Source organism: Microbispora bryophytorum, from assembly GCF_006874465.1.
Classification (GTDB): domain Bacteria; phylum Actinomycetota; class Actinomycetes; order Streptosporangiales; family Streptosporangiaceae; genus Microbispora; species Microbispora bryophytorum.
Genome location: NZ_VIRL01000018.1, coordinates 77,336 through 92,079 on the forward strand (window position 1 = coordinate 77,336; position 14,744 = coordinate 92,079).

At 72.7% G+C, this 14,744-nt stretch carries 7 protein-coding genes; 1 reads left to right on the plus strand and 6 read right to left on the minus strand.

Annotated elements, in window-relative coordinates; translation table 11 throughout:
• Window position 1: 1 nt before the first annotated feature.
• From FLX07_RS27475 to FLX07_RS27495, 5 genes are read right to left on the minus strand one after another with little or no spacing between them, the layout of a single operon-like run.
• Complete coding sequence (locus tag FLX07_RS27475; protein ID WP_142574575.1) at window positions 2-928, minus strand: alpha/beta fold hydrolase; 927 nt, start codon at window positions 926-928, stop codon at window positions 2-4.
• Window positions 925-1,917 (minus strand): NAD-dependent epimerase/dehydratase family protein, encoded by a 993-nt coding sequence (locus FLX07_RS27480; RefSeq protein WP_142574576.1) that lies wholly within the window; start codon window positions 1,915-1,917, stop codon window positions 925-927. The genes FLX07_RS27475 and FLX07_RS27480 overlap by 4 nt, the downstream gene beginning before the upstream one ends.
• Window positions 1,914-3,566, minus strand: a complete 1,653-nt coding sequence (locus FLX07_RS27485) for a fatty acid CoA ligase family protein (RefSeq protein WP_208762414.1) — start codon at window positions 3,564-3,566, stop codon at window positions 1,914-1,916. Before FLX07_RS27485 ends, FLX07_RS27480 begins: the two co-directional genes overlap by 4 nt.
• 4 nt (window positions 3,567-3,570) lie before the next feature.
• Window positions 3,571-4,587, minus strand: a complete 1,017-nt coding sequence (locus tag FLX07_RS27490; RefSeq protein ID WP_208762415.1) for a 3-oxoacyl-ACP synthase III family protein — start codon at window positions 4,585-4,587, stop codon at window positions 3,571-3,573.
• On the minus strand, window positions 4,584-12,203 hold the full coding sequence (locus FLX07_RS27495) for a type I polyketide synthase (RefSeq protein WP_208762416.1): 7,620 nt from the start codon (window positions 12,201-12,203) through the stop codon (window positions 4,584-4,586). The genes FLX07_RS27490 and FLX07_RS27495 overlap by 4 nt, the downstream gene beginning before the upstream one ends.
• Before the next feature lie 230 nt (window positions 12,204-12,433).
• Here FLX07_RS27495 and FLX07_RS27500 point away from each other — a divergent pair, with 230 nt between their 5' ends.
• A complete protein-coding gene (locus tag FLX07_RS27500; RefSeq protein ID WP_208762417.1) occupies window positions 12,434-13,363 on the plus strand; it encodes an SDR family oxidoreductase in 930 nt (309 codons plus the stop codon).
• Window positions 13,364-13,414: 51 nt separating this feature from the next.
• On the opposite strand, the gene FLX07_RS27505 is transcribed toward FLX07_RS27500, so the two are convergent.
• Complete coding sequence (locus tag FLX07_RS27505) at window positions 13,415-14,323, minus strand: RNA polymerase sigma-70 factor (protein ID WP_142574577.1); 909 nt, start codon at window positions 14,321-14,323, stop codon at window positions 13,415-13,417.
• Between the last annotated feature and the right edge of the window lie 421 nt (window positions 14,324-14,744).

Consider the following 14,744-nt stretch of genomic DNA (forward strand, 5'->3'; position numbering starts at 1 on the left):
GTCACGCGCCAGGCGGGGTGCGCAGGAACGAGCGGATGACCGGGACGAGATCGGCGTGAGCGTCTTCCAGCAGGTAGTGGCCCGCGCCGTGATAAAGGCGAGTCCGGGCGGCGGGAAAGCGCCGCTGCCATTCACCCAGCACGGCGCGGTCGAAGACCGGGTCGCCCAGTCCCCAGGCGATCAGCATGGGCCGGTCGGCGAACTGCGCCAGCGACGTGCCGGTGCCGTGCAGCACCGGCCATGAAGGGTCGCCGGGGCGCAACGGGATGTCCTGGACGAAGCGCTGGATGGCCACGCGGTGCTCGGGCCGGTCGTAGGGGGCCAGGAACGCCGAGCGCACCGCGGCAGGCATCCGGCGCCGGACGCCCAGCGGCCGCCAGGTGGCGCCGCGGGCGAAGAGGTTGTGGCGCAGGAACAGGCGCGTTCCCAGCCGGGTGTCGCGCAACACCCGGAACGGCAGCCGCAGCAGGGGACGCACGCGTTCGCCGTGCGGGTTGGGGAAGGCCGCGGTGTTGAGCAGGACCAGGCGGGCGACCCGGCCGGGGTGGCGGCAGGCCCAGGTCATGCCGATCGGCCCGCCCCAGTCGTGCAGCACGAGTGTCCACCCGTGCTCGGGGGCGCCTCCGGCGGTGACGAGGTGTTCGATCAAGGCGTCCAGGTCGTCCACGCGGGCGGCCAGGTCGTAGGGGTAACGGTCGGCTCCGGGCTTGTCCGACAGTCCCATGCCGATGTGGTCGGGGGCGATGCAGCGGAACTCCTCGCGCAGGGCGAGTATCGGCCGCCGCCACAGGTAACTCCAGGAAGGGTTGCCGTGCAGGAACAGCACCGGCTGTCCCGCCCCTTCGTCCAGGTATTGCTGGCGCAGGCCGTCACGGCGCGGGTGGGCGAACCACCGGGAGGCGAACGGGTAGTCCGGGAACCCGGTCACCGGGTGTTCCCCGCGGACAGGTGGGCGGTGAGCCGGGCCAGTCCTTCCGCCATGCTCACCCGGGGCCGGTAGCCGAGATCGCGGCGGGCCGCGGAGATGTCGAACCAGTGCGCCGTCGATGCCTGCTCCACCAGGAACAACAGCGGTGGCAGGTGCGGCGTCCACGGGAGCCGGCGAGCCCGCTCCAGCAGCCGGGCCGCCCGCAGGACCGGTCCGAGCGGTGCCCGGCGGGTCACTGGGGGCAACCCGGCGGCGCGCAGCAGCAGGTTGAGCCACTCCCCGAAGCCGCAGGGCTCGCCCTGCGTGACGAAGTAGGCCCGGCCCGCCTGCGGTGATCCGGGACGTAACCGTTCGAGCGCGAGCAGGTGGGCGTCGGCGGCGTTGTCGATGTAGACGGTGTCGATGCTCTTGTCGGTCGTGCCCGGCAGCCACAGCAGGCGGTGGTGCGCCACCAGCCTGGGCAGGAAGTGCGGATCTCCCGGCCCCCAGATGAGATGCGGACGCAACGCGACCGCCGTGACCTGTCCGGCGGCGGCAGCGGCGAGGACGAGCCGCTCGGCCTCGGCCTTGGTCCGCGGATAGGCGGCGGGAAAACGGCGGGCGTAGGGCACGGACTCGTCCACTCCCTCCAGGTCCCGCCCGTCGTGGACGACGCTCGGCGAGGACGTGTGGACCAGGCGTGCCCCGTGGCGCGCGCAGGCGTCCAGCACGTTCCGCGTCCCCGACACGTTGATCTCCTCGTAGTCCCGGTCCCGACCGTGTACGCCGGCCTTCGCGGCGCAGTGCACGACCGCCTCGCATGCCTCGACGGCGGCCAGCACCGCCGCGCGGTCGCGGACGTCGGCCAGGTGCTGGGTGACCCCGAGAGCCGCCAGCGCGGGGCTGCGGTGACGCTGGAGAGCGTGAACGGTGTCACCGCGGGCGGCCAGCCGCCGGCAGACGGCCTCTCCCAGGAAGCCGCCGCCCCCGGTCACCAGGACTGTCGTCATCGGCCCGCCCGGACGCGTCGCGAGGCCCACCGGGCGAGCTCGTGCCGGCGGATCTTGCTGTTGTGCCGGGCGTCGACCGGGAATCCGGGGTGGAACAGCACCTCCCGAAGCTCCGCGGTGTGCGGATGACGGGCCGCCATATCGAGGATGTCCTCCTTCATCCGGCCGTTGTCCCGGGACCCCGGTTCGCGCTCCACGATCAGGACCGCTCGCTGCGCGCCGGCGGGACCGACGCCGACCAGTGCGGTGCGGCGGACCCCCGGCACGGCGGCGAAGACGGGTTCGACCTGGTCAGTGTGCAGGTCGCCGCCGACCGTGCGGACCCGCTCCGACTTGCGTCCGGCGAACCAGAGCCGTCCGTGCCCGTCGAACCGGCCGACGTCGCCCATCCGGTGCCAGACGCGGTCTCCATCGCGGATCCGGGCCAGCGCGGTGGCCCCCGGATCGTCCAGGTAGGGATCGCTGACGGTGGGGGCGGCCACGGTGATCTCCCCGACCGTGCCGGACGGCACGACCAGATCCTCACTCCACCGTTCGATGGGGTCGTCGGTGACGGCGATGACGCGCACCTCGGCGCCCGGAAGCGGAGGACCCAGGCAGGTGCCCGCCCCGGCGGCGGTGGCCGCGGCGTGCTCGGCGAGCAGCCGGCTCTCGATCGCGGCCACCGGCATGCACTCGGTGGCGCCGTACACCGACAGCACCCGCGCCTCGTCACGCAGGCAGCCGCGCAGGCGCTCCATCACCGGCATCGGCAGCGGCGCCCCGGCGGACACCACGTCGCCGAGCGTGTCCAGCACCAGGCCGCGGGCGGCGCAGTGCCGTGCGAGCCGGTCCAGCAGCGCGGGAGGGGCGAACATCCCGGCCACGCGATACCGCTGGATGTCGGCGACCAGAGCGGCCGGGTCGGCCCGCACCGGATGCCGCGGGTCCATGTCCGGGATCACCACGGTCGCCCCGAACGCCGCCGCTCCCAAAGCGAACGGCGCGAACGTCGACAACACCGGCGTGCCCGGTCGCACCGTGCCCAGCGCGCCCAGCAGGTCGAGTTGCGCGGTCAGGTGCCGGTGACGCAGCGGTACGCCCTTGGGCGGGCCGGTGGATCCGGAGGTATAGGCGATCAGCGCCAGGTCGTCGGGGCCGGCGGGGGGCCACCGTACCGGTCCGCGTGACGTCCATGCCGAGCCGCGCCGCCGCCGCGTGGGGACCGTGATGGAAACGCGGACGTCGGGGGTCCAGCCCAGCAGCCTCCTGGCCAGCTGAACGGCGGGAATCGCGATGAACGCCTCGGGCGCCGCCTGACGCAGACAGCGCCTGATCGCGTCGAGCGGCAGCCCGGGATCGACCAGCACCGGCACCGCGCGGAGCCGTACCAGGGCGACGACCAGCGCGCCCAGCTCTGGGCCCGGCGGCACCAGCAGGCCGGTACGCATGCCCGGGCGGATCCCGGCCTCGGCGAGGGCGGCGAGGGCATGGTCCACCGACCGCGACAGCTGCCCGTAGGTGGTGGCCGCCGGGGTGCGGCCACCGAGTTGGCAGGCGATGACGTCGGGCTGCTCGCGGAACCAGCGCTCGGCGCGGACGATCAGCTCACTGATCGGCGCGGGCGGCTCGGCGGGGCCGGAGCCGGGAGGGGTCGCCTGTGTGGTCACGGGATCACCACCGCACGACGACGATTCCGGCACTGGCCCCGCTGGCCAGGCCGACCAGGGCGACCAGGTCGCCGCGCCGCACCCGTCCCGAGCCGACCACCCGTGCCAGTTGCACGAGCAGGGTCGACGCCACGAGGTTGCCGTGCTGGGCGATGGTGACGACGACCTTGCCCTGCGGAATACGCACCTGGTCGCAGAACCACCACAGCGTCGCCAGCGACGCCTGGTGCACGCAGATGGCCGCGAAGTCGTCCCAGGTCAGCCCGAGATCGGCGAGGGGTTTGTGGAAGACGGCGTAGTCGATCTCCTCGAAGCCGCGCGCCAGCCGGGCCGCGTCGACGATGAGCGGCCCGATGGTGGGCCGGTCCGCCCACGGGTCGCTGGTGAGGTTGTCCACGGCGGAGACCGCCGCCGGCCACCCGGCGGAGTACGCGGAGAACCGGTGGGCGAGCACTCCCGGTTCGGCGCCGGCCTCCAGCAGCACCGCGGCGCCGGCGTCGGAGACGGTGTAGGACGCGGCGACGGTGACGTACTCCTCGGCGCTGGACAGGGTCCACGGTGTGCCGGCGGTGGGCAGCTCTCCGCAGCAGATGAGGACCCGCCGATGACGGCCGCCGGAGATCAGCGCGTCGGCCACCTGGATGGCGTTCAGCACGCTGTTGCAGGCGTTGCGTACGTCGAAGACCGGGCAGCAGGCCCCGATCTTGGCGGCGACCATGTGCCCGGTGGCCGGCTCGACGGCGTCGGACGACACCCCCGCGTAGATGAGCAGGTCGAGGTCGGCGGCCTGAAGGTCGCACTCCTCCAGGACCCGGCGGGCGGCGTGCGCCGCCAGGTCGGACGGCTTCTCGTGGGGAGGGGCGATGTGCCGGCGCCGGACGCCGCTGTGGTCGTGGATCAGCCCCCGGGGCAGGTCCAGTGCCGGATTGCGGTCGGCGAGCCGGTCTTCCAGCTCGGCTGTGCTCAGTGTGGTCTCGGGCAGGTGGGCGGCCACCCCGGCCAGCCGGGTGTGCAGGGTCAACGCAGGCCTCTCTTCTGTGCCGTGCCGGCGGGCTGCCGGTCGTCGCGCAGCCCGAGACGGATGAGCAGGCTCCGGGCGATGTCGGCGACGGTCCCGCCGCTGCGCATCAGCTCCATGGGCGGGATGTCGATGCCGAACCGGTTCCGGATCGAGGTCAGCAGTTCGGCGGCCATGAGGGAGTCCAGTCCGTACTCGTCCAGCCGCCGGTCGTCGGCGATCTGGTCGGCGGGGACGAGCAGGACGGCGGACAGCAAGCCGGTGATCTGCTCGGTGAGGTACGCGTACGCCTGCTCGTAGGTCGCCCCGGCCAGCAGCGCCTGCAGGTCGGGCGCCTGCTGTTCCGCACCGGGCGGCAGCACCAGGGACAGCCACGGACGCTGCAGGCTGGGCAGGACCTGCCGCAACCGGCCCCAGTCGCAGCGGCCCACCACGGCCACGTCGGCCTGCTCGCCGAGCATGTGCTCCACGGCGTCCAGCGCCCGGCCGGCAGGCATCGGCGGGATCCCGGCCTTGGCCAGCACCTCGCCTTGTGTGCCCCGGGTCAGCACCCCGGTGTCCGCGAGCGCGCCCAGGCAGGCCGCGAGTGCCGGCAGGCCCTGCCGGCGCCGCCGCCGGGCCAGCGCCTCCAGGAACAGGTTCGCGGCGACGTACGACGTCTGACCGATGTTGCCGACGGTGGTGAGGGAGGAGTACATGACGAACAGGTCGAGGGGCCGATCCCGGGTCAGCTCGTCCAGCACCACCGCGCCGGCGACCTTGGGGTGGAGCACGGCCCGGATCCGGTCATCGCCGAGGTCGGTGAGCGGCCCGTCGTCAAGGTGCATGGCCGCGTGCACGACGCCACGCAGCGGGCGGCCCCCGGCGTCCAGGTCCTGCAGGATCCGCCACATGGCGTCGCGGTCGGCCACGTCGGCCGCGTACGCGCGGACCTCCACCCCCGAGCTCTGCAGTTCCGCAAGCAGGTCGGGGGCTTCGGGCGACTCGGCGCCCCGGCGGCCGACCAGGGCCAGGTGGCGGGCGCCCCGCCGGGCGAGGCGGCGAGCGGTCGCCGCACCGAACCCGCCCAGGCCGCCGGTGACCAGGTAGGCCCCCTCGGGATCCAGGCGTGGCGCCGTCGGCCGGGGCCGGACGGCGACGGGTTCGTCGCGTGGATCGAAGGACACCACGACCTTTCCGATGTGCCGGGAATGGCGCATCATGGCGAAGGCGTCCGCGACGCGTGCGGCCGGATACACCGTGTGCGGCAGCGGCCGGAACTCCCCGGACCGGTAGAGGGGCGCCGCCTCCGCCGTGCTGTCCGCCATCAGCTCGGGCGCCTTCCACATGAGGGTGCCGACGTCCACGCCGTAGAACGCGATGTTGTCGGAGAACGGCCGCAGCAGCAGGGACCCGTTCTGGTAGATGTCCCGCTTGCCGAGCTCGATGAACCGGCCGCCGTGCCGCAGACATTCCACGCCCCGGGTGATGGCCTCCCCGGCCAGCGAGTTGAGCACGATGTCCACGCCCCGGCCCCCGGTCAGTTCCTTGACCTGATCGGCGAAGTGCAGGCTGCGCGAGTCCAAGGCGTGGTCGGCGCCCATGGCGAGCAGCAGGTCGCGTTTGGCGGCGGTGCCGGCGGTCGCGATCACGCGGGCTCCGTGGAACCGGGCGTACTGCAGCGCGGCCAGGCCGACCCCACCGGCGCCACCGTGGACCAGGATCGTCTCACCGGCTTTGATCCGTGCGCAGTGCCCCAGCGAATGGTGCACGGTGGAGAACGCCATCGGCATGGTGGCGGCCTCGGTGAAGGTCATCCCCTCGGGGACGGCGACGGCCGCCCACGCCTTGACCCTGGCGTGACTGGCGAATCCGACGGGTCCCGCGGCCATGACCCGGTCACCGGGCTTCGTCCCGGTGACGGCGGCGCCGACGGCGGTGACGATCCCGGCGCATTCCAGGCCCAGCTCGTGCCCGCCGAAGACCGCTTCGACGGCCTCGGCGGGCAGCAGGTTCACCGCGCGCATGACGTCGCGGTAGTTCAGCCCGATCGCCCGCACCTCGACCACGATCTCGTCAGGATCGGGCTGCGGCATCGGGATCTCCTCCCACGCCAGCGTGTACGACAGCCCGGGATCGCACACCCTGAGCCGGTAGGCGTCGCCCGAACCGACGGGCAGGTCGCGGGTGTGCTCGCCCGGCTCGATCAGCCGCGGCACGAAACGTCCCCCACGGGTGAGCAGGATCTCGTCCTCCTCGCCCGGGTCGAGCAGTTCCGCCGCCAGGCGGCCGGCGTCCTGCGCGGTGTCACCGGTGGGGTGCAGGCAGAGCCTGCGTATCACCGGCCGTGGCTGCTCGTTGCCCAGCGAACGCGTCGTCCCCCAGGTCGCCGCGTCCTCGGGGTGGAGCCGGACGTCGGCGACGTGGGGTTCCGGCAGCGCGGCGCAGGGGCGGGCCACCAGCCACAACGTGGTCGCGACGTGCTCGGGCAGTTGCTCGCAGGCCAGCGCGACGGCCCGCAGCGCCGCGGCCCGCCGGGTGATCCGCTCGACGGCCGCCTCCGGATCCGTGTCGTCCGCTCCGCCCAGGACGATCGCGATGGTGATCGTCTGGGCGGTGGGCGGGAAGTGATCGATCCAGTGGTCGGGATCGTCGCTGAGCGGCGAGTGGAGCACGTCGCCGCCGCGGGTTCCCAGCAGAGCCCCCAGCTCGGTGGTCAGCGCGTCGGTGCCGTCCTCACCGGCGAGGATCCACGTGCCGTCGGCGTCCGGCAAGGGGTGCGCGGGGGCCGGAGCCGGAGCGGTGGCGGGAGCGGCGGCCAGCAGCACCGAGAAGTCGCCGGCTGCGAGTGCGTCGTCGTCGCCGACCTGGACGACCTCCGTGTAGCCGGCCTCCGCCAGCACCTCCGGCCATTGCTCCCGCGACAGCAGCGGCGAGGCCGGGCGCAGGTGCCGGTCGGTGAAGTTCCAGAACTCCTCCTGCATGCCGAGGAACGGCAGCAGGGTCCCCACCCGGTGAGGCTCGGCGATGAGCAGGTGGCCGCCGGGAACCAGAAGGGTGGACAGATGGCGCAGCGCAGCGGGCAGGTCACGGGCCAGGTGCAGGCTGTTCGCCGCGATCACGAGATCGAATCCGCCCGCGGTCAGTCCCTGCCCGACCGGATTCGCGTCCAGGTCGAGGACGGCGTAGTCGACGAAGTCGAAGCCGGCGAAGCGCTGCCGCAGCCGGGTCAGCGCCGCCTCGGCGAGGTCGGTGACCAGGTATCGGGTGCGGTCGGCGGGCAGGACGGGCAGCAGCATGGCGGTGGTGCCGCCCGTCCCCGCACCGGCTTCCAGGACACGCAGCGGCCGGTCGGCCGGCCATCTCCTCACGATCTGCTCGACGAGTGCCCGGGCGATCCGGTTGGTGAACAGGTTGACCGGCCCGACGTCGTGGAACTGCTCCATCAGCTCATGACCGCCGCCGGAATCCAGGACGTCGGAGCCGGCCCGCCGGCCTGAGAGCAGTTCGGGCAGGCACCGGCCGACCCGTACGGACAGGGCGCTCTGCGCGGCGAAGGCGGCTCCCCGGGCGAGGAGGTCCCGGTGGGGATCACGGTGGGGATCACTGTGTAGCTCGCGCGAGTCTGGACTTGGCGGCTTCAGGCGCTCCAGCAGCCCGTGCTGTTCCAGCAGGGGCAGGGCCGCGCGGAGCATCCGCCGGTGGTGCGCCCCCGGGCACGCTTCGATCAGTTCCTCGATGTCGCTTGGCCGCTCGGCGGTCAGCTCGCCGAGCGCGCCGGCCAGCGTGTGAGCGAAGACCTCTTCGAGCCGTGCCGCGTACCGCGGGTAGTCCAGCTCGTGCCACGTCGAACGCAGTCGGTCGATCCGCTCGGCCGCGCCGGACAGGATCTGCCCGGGGCGGGGGGCCGGCCACGGCGCGGCGGGCGCGCCGGCCCGGGGTGCGGCCCGCAGCGCCACCTCGTAACGGGTGACCGGGGTGATGTGGACGCCGGGCATCCGGCGTAGCCGGCAGCCCTCCACTTCGGCGGCGATCCGGCCGTCGTGGCCGGCGACCACGATGTCCCAGCAGACCTCCTCGGCACTGCTGGAACGTTCCCGCACGTGCACCAGCCCCTGCGCCGGGGGCGTTCCCCACAGGCGGACGGAGCCGATGGCGGCGGGCATGTAGCCGCGGCCCGATCGCAGCGACTCCACCAGCCACAGCACGCCGGCCTGCAGCGCGCTGTCCAGCACCACCGGATGCATCTGGTAGCGCCCCTGCCCCTGCTCCGGGCACGAGTAGGCGCCCAGCACCTCTCCCTCGCCCGCCCACAGCTCGGTCAGGACCTGGAACTCCGGCCCCCACACCATGTGCCCTTCGGCGGCCCGCGCGTAGTAGCCGGGCACGTCCACAGGCGTGCGGATGCGAGCGCGCAGCGCGGCCACGTCCAGCGGCGGCGGGATCCGGCGCAGCAGGGGCCGCACCCGGGCCCGGAAGTGCTCGCGGGGCTGCTCCGCCTGCCGGTCGGCGCTGGCCACGGTGACCACCCCGGTCTCGGCGTGGAGCGACGTCTGCGCGTACACCGGAGCGGCGGCGGCCTGTGAGGGCACCACCATGGCCCGGCTGATGTCGACCCTGTCCACCTCCACCGCCTCGGCGGCGTCCGGCATGGTCAGCCGGGCGGCGGCGATGGCCATCTCCACGTATCCGGTGGCCGGCATGACGGCGGCGCCGCCGGCCCGGTGGTCGGCCACCCAGGGCACCCGCACCCGGTCGATCTCCCCCTGCCAGGTGGGGTCCAGCACCGGCATCCGCTGTCCCAGCAGCGGGTGCCGGATCGTCGTGTCGATGTTGGTCTGCACCCAGGTGTGCGGGCCGCCGATCCAGTGCCGCTCGCGCTGCCAGGGATAGGCCGGCAGCGACCGCACCGCGCCGGGGCGGGGAAAGTACCGGTCCCAGTCGAGCCGCGCACCGGCCGCGACGAGTTCGGCGACCGCGCGGCGGACGAGCGCCGGGCCCGGCTCGTCGCGGCGCAGGGTGGTCACGACGGCCGTGCGTACCCGCGCCGTGCCGCTGATGCGACGCAGGTACGAGCGCAGCACCGGATGCGGGCCGATCTCCAGCAGCACGTCGAAGCCGTCGCCGAGCACCCGCTCGACCGCCGCCGCGAACCGGACCGGTTCCCGGACGTTCCGCCACCAGTACGCCGCGTCCAGCTCCGAACCCCGGATCAGGTCGCCTGTCACCGTGGACACCAGAGGGATGTGCGCCGGGCAGGGCCGCAGCCCGGCGAGTCCCTCCGCCAGGGGCTGCCGCACCGGATCCATGGCGCCGCTGTGGAAGGCGTAGTCCAGGTCCAGCTCCCGGAAGAAGGTCTCGCGCGAGGAGAGGTCCTCGCACAGTGACTTCAGCGATCCGTCCGGTCCGGCGATCGTGACGTCGCGGTCGGAGTTGACCGCCGCGATCTCCAGTTGCGGATAGCCGGCCAGGATCTGCCTGGCCGCGGCCTCGGGCAGCCCGAGCGCGGCCATCCGGCCCTGCCCCCGGGTGGCCGACTGCGCCATGCCGCGCTCGGCGATCACCCGCGCCGCCTGGGCCAGTGACAGGGCGCCGGCGGTGTAGGCGGCGGCGACCTCGCCCACGCTGTGGCCGAGCACCACTCCCGGCCGTACGCCCGCGGCCTTGAGCATCTCGACCAGGCCGACCTGGACGGCGAACAGCAACGGCTGCGCCACTTCGGTCGCCGACAGCCGTGACTGGTCGGCGGGCAGGGACAGCTCCTCGAGCACCGACCAGCCGAGCCGAGCGGACAATTCGGCGTCGACCGCTTCCACGGCCGAGCGGAAGGTCTGGTCGGACAGCAGGTCGGCGCCCATCCCGGCCCACTGCGAACCGTTGCCGGAGAACACGAACGCCATCCGTCCGTGCTCCACCGCCTCCGCCTCCGCCACTGTTTCCGCCACCGTCGCGTCCGCCGGGTTCGTCAGCGCCCGAGCCGCCGCGGCGGCGGAATCGGCGAGGACCACGGCGCGGTGCCGGTGGACGCCACGCCGGCGGGCCGCGGTGTAGGCCACGTCGTAGAAATCCCGTTCGTCGAGGGACGCCAGGTGCGCGGCCGTTCGTTCCACGGCCTGCTGGAGCGCGGTCCGGCTGCGCGCGGACACGACGACGGGCACTGTCCGGGCGGGCGGGGGCGTCATCGCCTGGGGGAGGGGTGGTGCGGCCAACGCCACGTGAGCGTTGGCGCCGCCGAAGCCGAAGGAGTTGACTCCGGCCACGGGCCGCTCGCCTGCCTCGTCCAGCGGTCGCGGCTCGACGGTGACGCTCAGCCCCAGGGCGTCGAAGTCGATGCGAGGGTTGAGCGTGGCGGCGTGCAACGAGGGCGGGATCATCCGGTGCCGGAGCACCAGCAGGGCCTTGAACAGTCCCGGCATGCCGGAGGCGGGCTCCAGGTGCCCCAGGTTGGACTTCACCGAGCCGATGGGCAGGACTCCGCGTGTACGCCGGCTGCCCAGCGCCCGCCCCAGCGCCTGGCATTCGGCCGGATCCCCAGCCTGGGTGCCGGTGCCGTGCGCCTCCACGTACACGATCTCGTCGGGGCTGATGCCCGCCGTGGCGTACACCTGCCGTAACAGGGCTTCCTGCGCTTCGGCGTTCGGCAACGCCAGCCCCATGGTGTGGCCGTCGTTGTTGGTGGCGGCGCCGACGATGACGCCGTGAACACGGTCGCCGTCCGCGATCGCGTCGGCCAGGCGCTTGAGCACCACCACACCGCCGCCCTCCGCGCGTACGAACCCGTCGGCGTCGGCGGAGAACGCCCGGCACCGGCCGGTCGGCGACAGCATCGACGCCTGGCTGAAACCGATGAAGGGGCCGGGGCTGAGCAGCAGGTTGACGCCGCCGGCCAGCGCCACCCGGCTGGATCCCTCCGCGAGGGACCGCCAGGCCCGCTCCACGGCCGTCAACGCGGAGGAGCACGCCGTGTCGATGCTCATGCTCGGCCCGCGCAGGTCGAAGAAGTGCGACAGCCGGTTGGCCGCGATGGACAGGGTTCCCCCCGACATCGAGTACGGCCCCAGGGCCCCAGGCTCCAACGCCTGCATCGTGCCGTAGGCCGGATCGGAGATGCCGATGAACACCCCGGTGTCCGTGCCCGCCAGCACCGCCGGATCGATGCCCGCGTCGTCCAGGGCCTCGACCGCCATCTCCAGGAGCAACCGCTGCTGCGGGTCCATCGAGGCGGCCTCTTTGGGGGAGATGCCGAAGTAGGCGGCGTCGAACGCGGTGACGTCCTCGTCGAGGAAGCCTCCGGCCCGGGTGTAGCTCCTGTTCGGCCTCGGCATGGTGTCGTCGACGAACCGATCGGCGTCGAACCTGCTCGGCGGGATCCGGCCGACCAGATCGGCGCCCTGCCGCAACGCCTGCCACAGCCCGTCCAGATTCACGATCCCACCAGGCAGTCGGCATCCCACGCCCACCACCGCCGCCGCGTGCTCCGGCCATGCCTGTTCCGCTGTCGGGTCCGCTGTCGGGTCGTCCGCGCTCATGTCGCCCTTCCTGCTCAGGTCCACTACGTCTCGGCATTTCGCCGTCGGCTTGCTGTCCCGGCCGGGGTCCACCTGGCGCGCCCGGCGCAGGGCCGGGCGGTCGGCCACCATGTCATCACAACTCTGGGTAAATGCCTAGATACTGTCTGTATTTGCCCAAGAGGGTGATGTTATGCGAAGTATGGGAAAGCGGTGCCTGGTGCGACGGCAGTGAAAGCGGGCGGCAACCGGAGCGCTCCGTGACCTCCAGTCGATGATCGGCGGCCCGTGCGTGTCACAGACGGGGACCCTGTCCTGTCTTGTCGGCAGACCGAAACTCTCTGTTGACCAGGAGGTTTGCTGTGGATGCCGAAAACGTGCCCGATCTGACCGGCAAGCTGGCCGTGGTGACGGGCGGCAGTGACGGGCTCGGTCTCGGCTTGGCGATCCGCCTGGCCGGGGCCGGGGCCGAGGTCGTGCTGCCGGTCCGCAATCCCGCCAAGGGAGCCGCCGCCGTCCAGAAGATCCTTGCGGCGGTGCCGGAGGCCGCCGTCTCCACCCGTGAGCTCGACCTGGCCTCGCTGGAATCGATCGCGGCGCTCGCCGCCACCCTTCGACACGAGGCCCGCCCGATCGACATCCTGATCAACAACGCGGGCGTGATGGCCCCCGCCACCCGGCAGACCACCACGGACGGCCTGGAGCTGCAGTTCGGCACCAACCACATCGGCCACGTGGCGCTGGTGGCACGACTCCTGCCGCTGCTGCGCCTCAGAGGGGCGCGAGTCACCACGATGTCCAGCAGCGCCGCCCGCTCCGCCGCGATCGACTGGGACGACCTGCAGAGCGAACGGAAGTATTCGCCGGTCCGCTCGTACGGTCAGTCGAAGCTGGCCAACCTGCTCTTCGGGCTCGAACTGGACCGGCGCAGCAAGGCCGGCGGATGGGGCGTCGTCAGCACCGTCGCACATCCCGGCACGACCCTGACCAATCTCTACGCGTCCGGCCCGAACATGGGGCGCACCCGCTCCGCACCCTACGAGCGGATCATGAAGCTGCTCCTCCGGTGGGGTCTGTTCGTGCAGACGGTCGACGCCGGGCTGCGGCCGGCCCTGTACGCGGCCACCAGCCCACAGGCGCAGGGCGGCCGTTTCTACGGCCCCGACGGCATCGGCCAGTTCACCGGTGGGCCGACGGAGTTGTCCCTCTACAAATCCGTCCGGCCCGAGCGCGACGCGGCCCGGCTGTGGACCGTCTCCGAGCGGCTCGCCCAGGTCGAGTTCCCCGTCTGAGGGAGGGAGCCGGCTTCATGCGGGCCGGCCGCCACCCGGCGCGCGACGGCGTCAGCCCGCGGCGGACAGTGCGGCGATCTTGGCGGGGTTCATCATCCACAGCACCTGGTCGATGCCGTCGTCGGAGGCGTTGACGGTGAGGACCGCGAACAGCTCGCCGTCGTGGCGCAGCAGAGCGGCCGCCTGCCCGTTCACGTCGGCCCAGTCCACCTCGACCCCGGCCCAGAACCGGTCCGCGAACGCTCTGACGTATTTCGCGACCCGGAACGCGCCGAACACGGGGATGCGCGAGGCTCGTACGGCGCCGCCGCCGTCGGAGTAACTGATGACGTCCGCGGCGAGGAGCTCTTCCAGCGCGGCAAGGTCGCCCGAGCGGGCGGCGGCGACGAAGGCGGTGAGCAGTCTGCGCTGGTGGGCCCGGTTCACCGGTGCCCGGCGCTCGGAGGCGATGTGCCTGCGTGCCCTGCTGACGAGCTGCCGCACCGCGACCTCGCTCGCCTCGATGATCTCGGCGATCTCCCGGTAGGGATAGTCGAACGCTTCCCGCAGCACGTAGGCCGCGCGTTCGGTGGGCGAGAGCTTCTCCAGCAGGAGCAGGACCGCGAAGCTGAGGGCCTCGCCTCGCTCGGCGCCGAGGTGAGGGTCGTTACCGGTGTCGACGGGTTCGGGAAGCCACGGGCCGACGTACGTCTCGCGGCGGACCCGCGCGGACTGGAGGGCGTTGATGGCCAGGCGCGTGGTCACCGTCGCCAGGAACGCCCCCGGGTCGGCCACGATGCCGCGGTCGTATGCCTGCCAGCGCAGCCAGACGTCCTGTAACAGGTCTTCCGCTTCGGTGGAACTGCTCAGGATCCGGTACGCGATTCCGAACAGGCGCGGCCGCACGCTCTCGAACGTGGCAGCCGCCTGGTCGAGGTCCTCGGTCCCGCTGTGCTGGCTCCTCGCGCCGATGTCCCCCATGGTGATGGCCCCGTTCCGCCGGCGATGGACCCGTCCAGCCTTTCACCCGCCCGCCCGGGGCTCCGGCCGGGGACCGCGGTTCGCGGCGCCGGTGCTGCCGATCCGGCCGCGTCCCACGCCCGTCAGCCCGGGATCTACCGCGGAAGACTCCGAACTGCCGTCGTAGGAGATTGATCTCCAGTGGCATTCCCGTACGCCGTCGTTTCTTTCGGTGAATTTAACGGGAGTGTGATTGACGGCTTTTCGCCGCACGGTCGGTCGAGGAGCCGGAGGCGGCGCCCGAGTTTATCGATCCCGGGCGCGGGGACGGTTCGCCTCGTAATCGCCCATAATGGGTGAGCCGAACGGATCCAGGAGGCTGATATGACTGGATACCTGCCGTATCGCGATTCCACTCCCGCTGCCCGCGTCGGCGGCGTAC

Excerpts from the sequence above, each read along its gene's own strand:
- FLX07_RS27480 (WP_142574576.1), bottom strand. The coding sequence starts at position 1,917 with ATGACGACAGTCCTGGTGACCGGGGGCGGCGGCTTCCTGGGAGAGGCC.
- FLX07_RS27495 (WP_208762416.1), bottom strand. The coding sequence starts at position 12,203 with ATGGTGGCCGACCGCCCGGCCCTGCGCCGGGCGCGCCAGGTGGACCCC.
- FLX07_RS27505 (WP_142574577.1), bottom strand. The coding sequence starts at position 14,323 with ATGGGGGACATCGGCGCGAGGAGCCAGCACAGCGGGACCGAGGACCTC.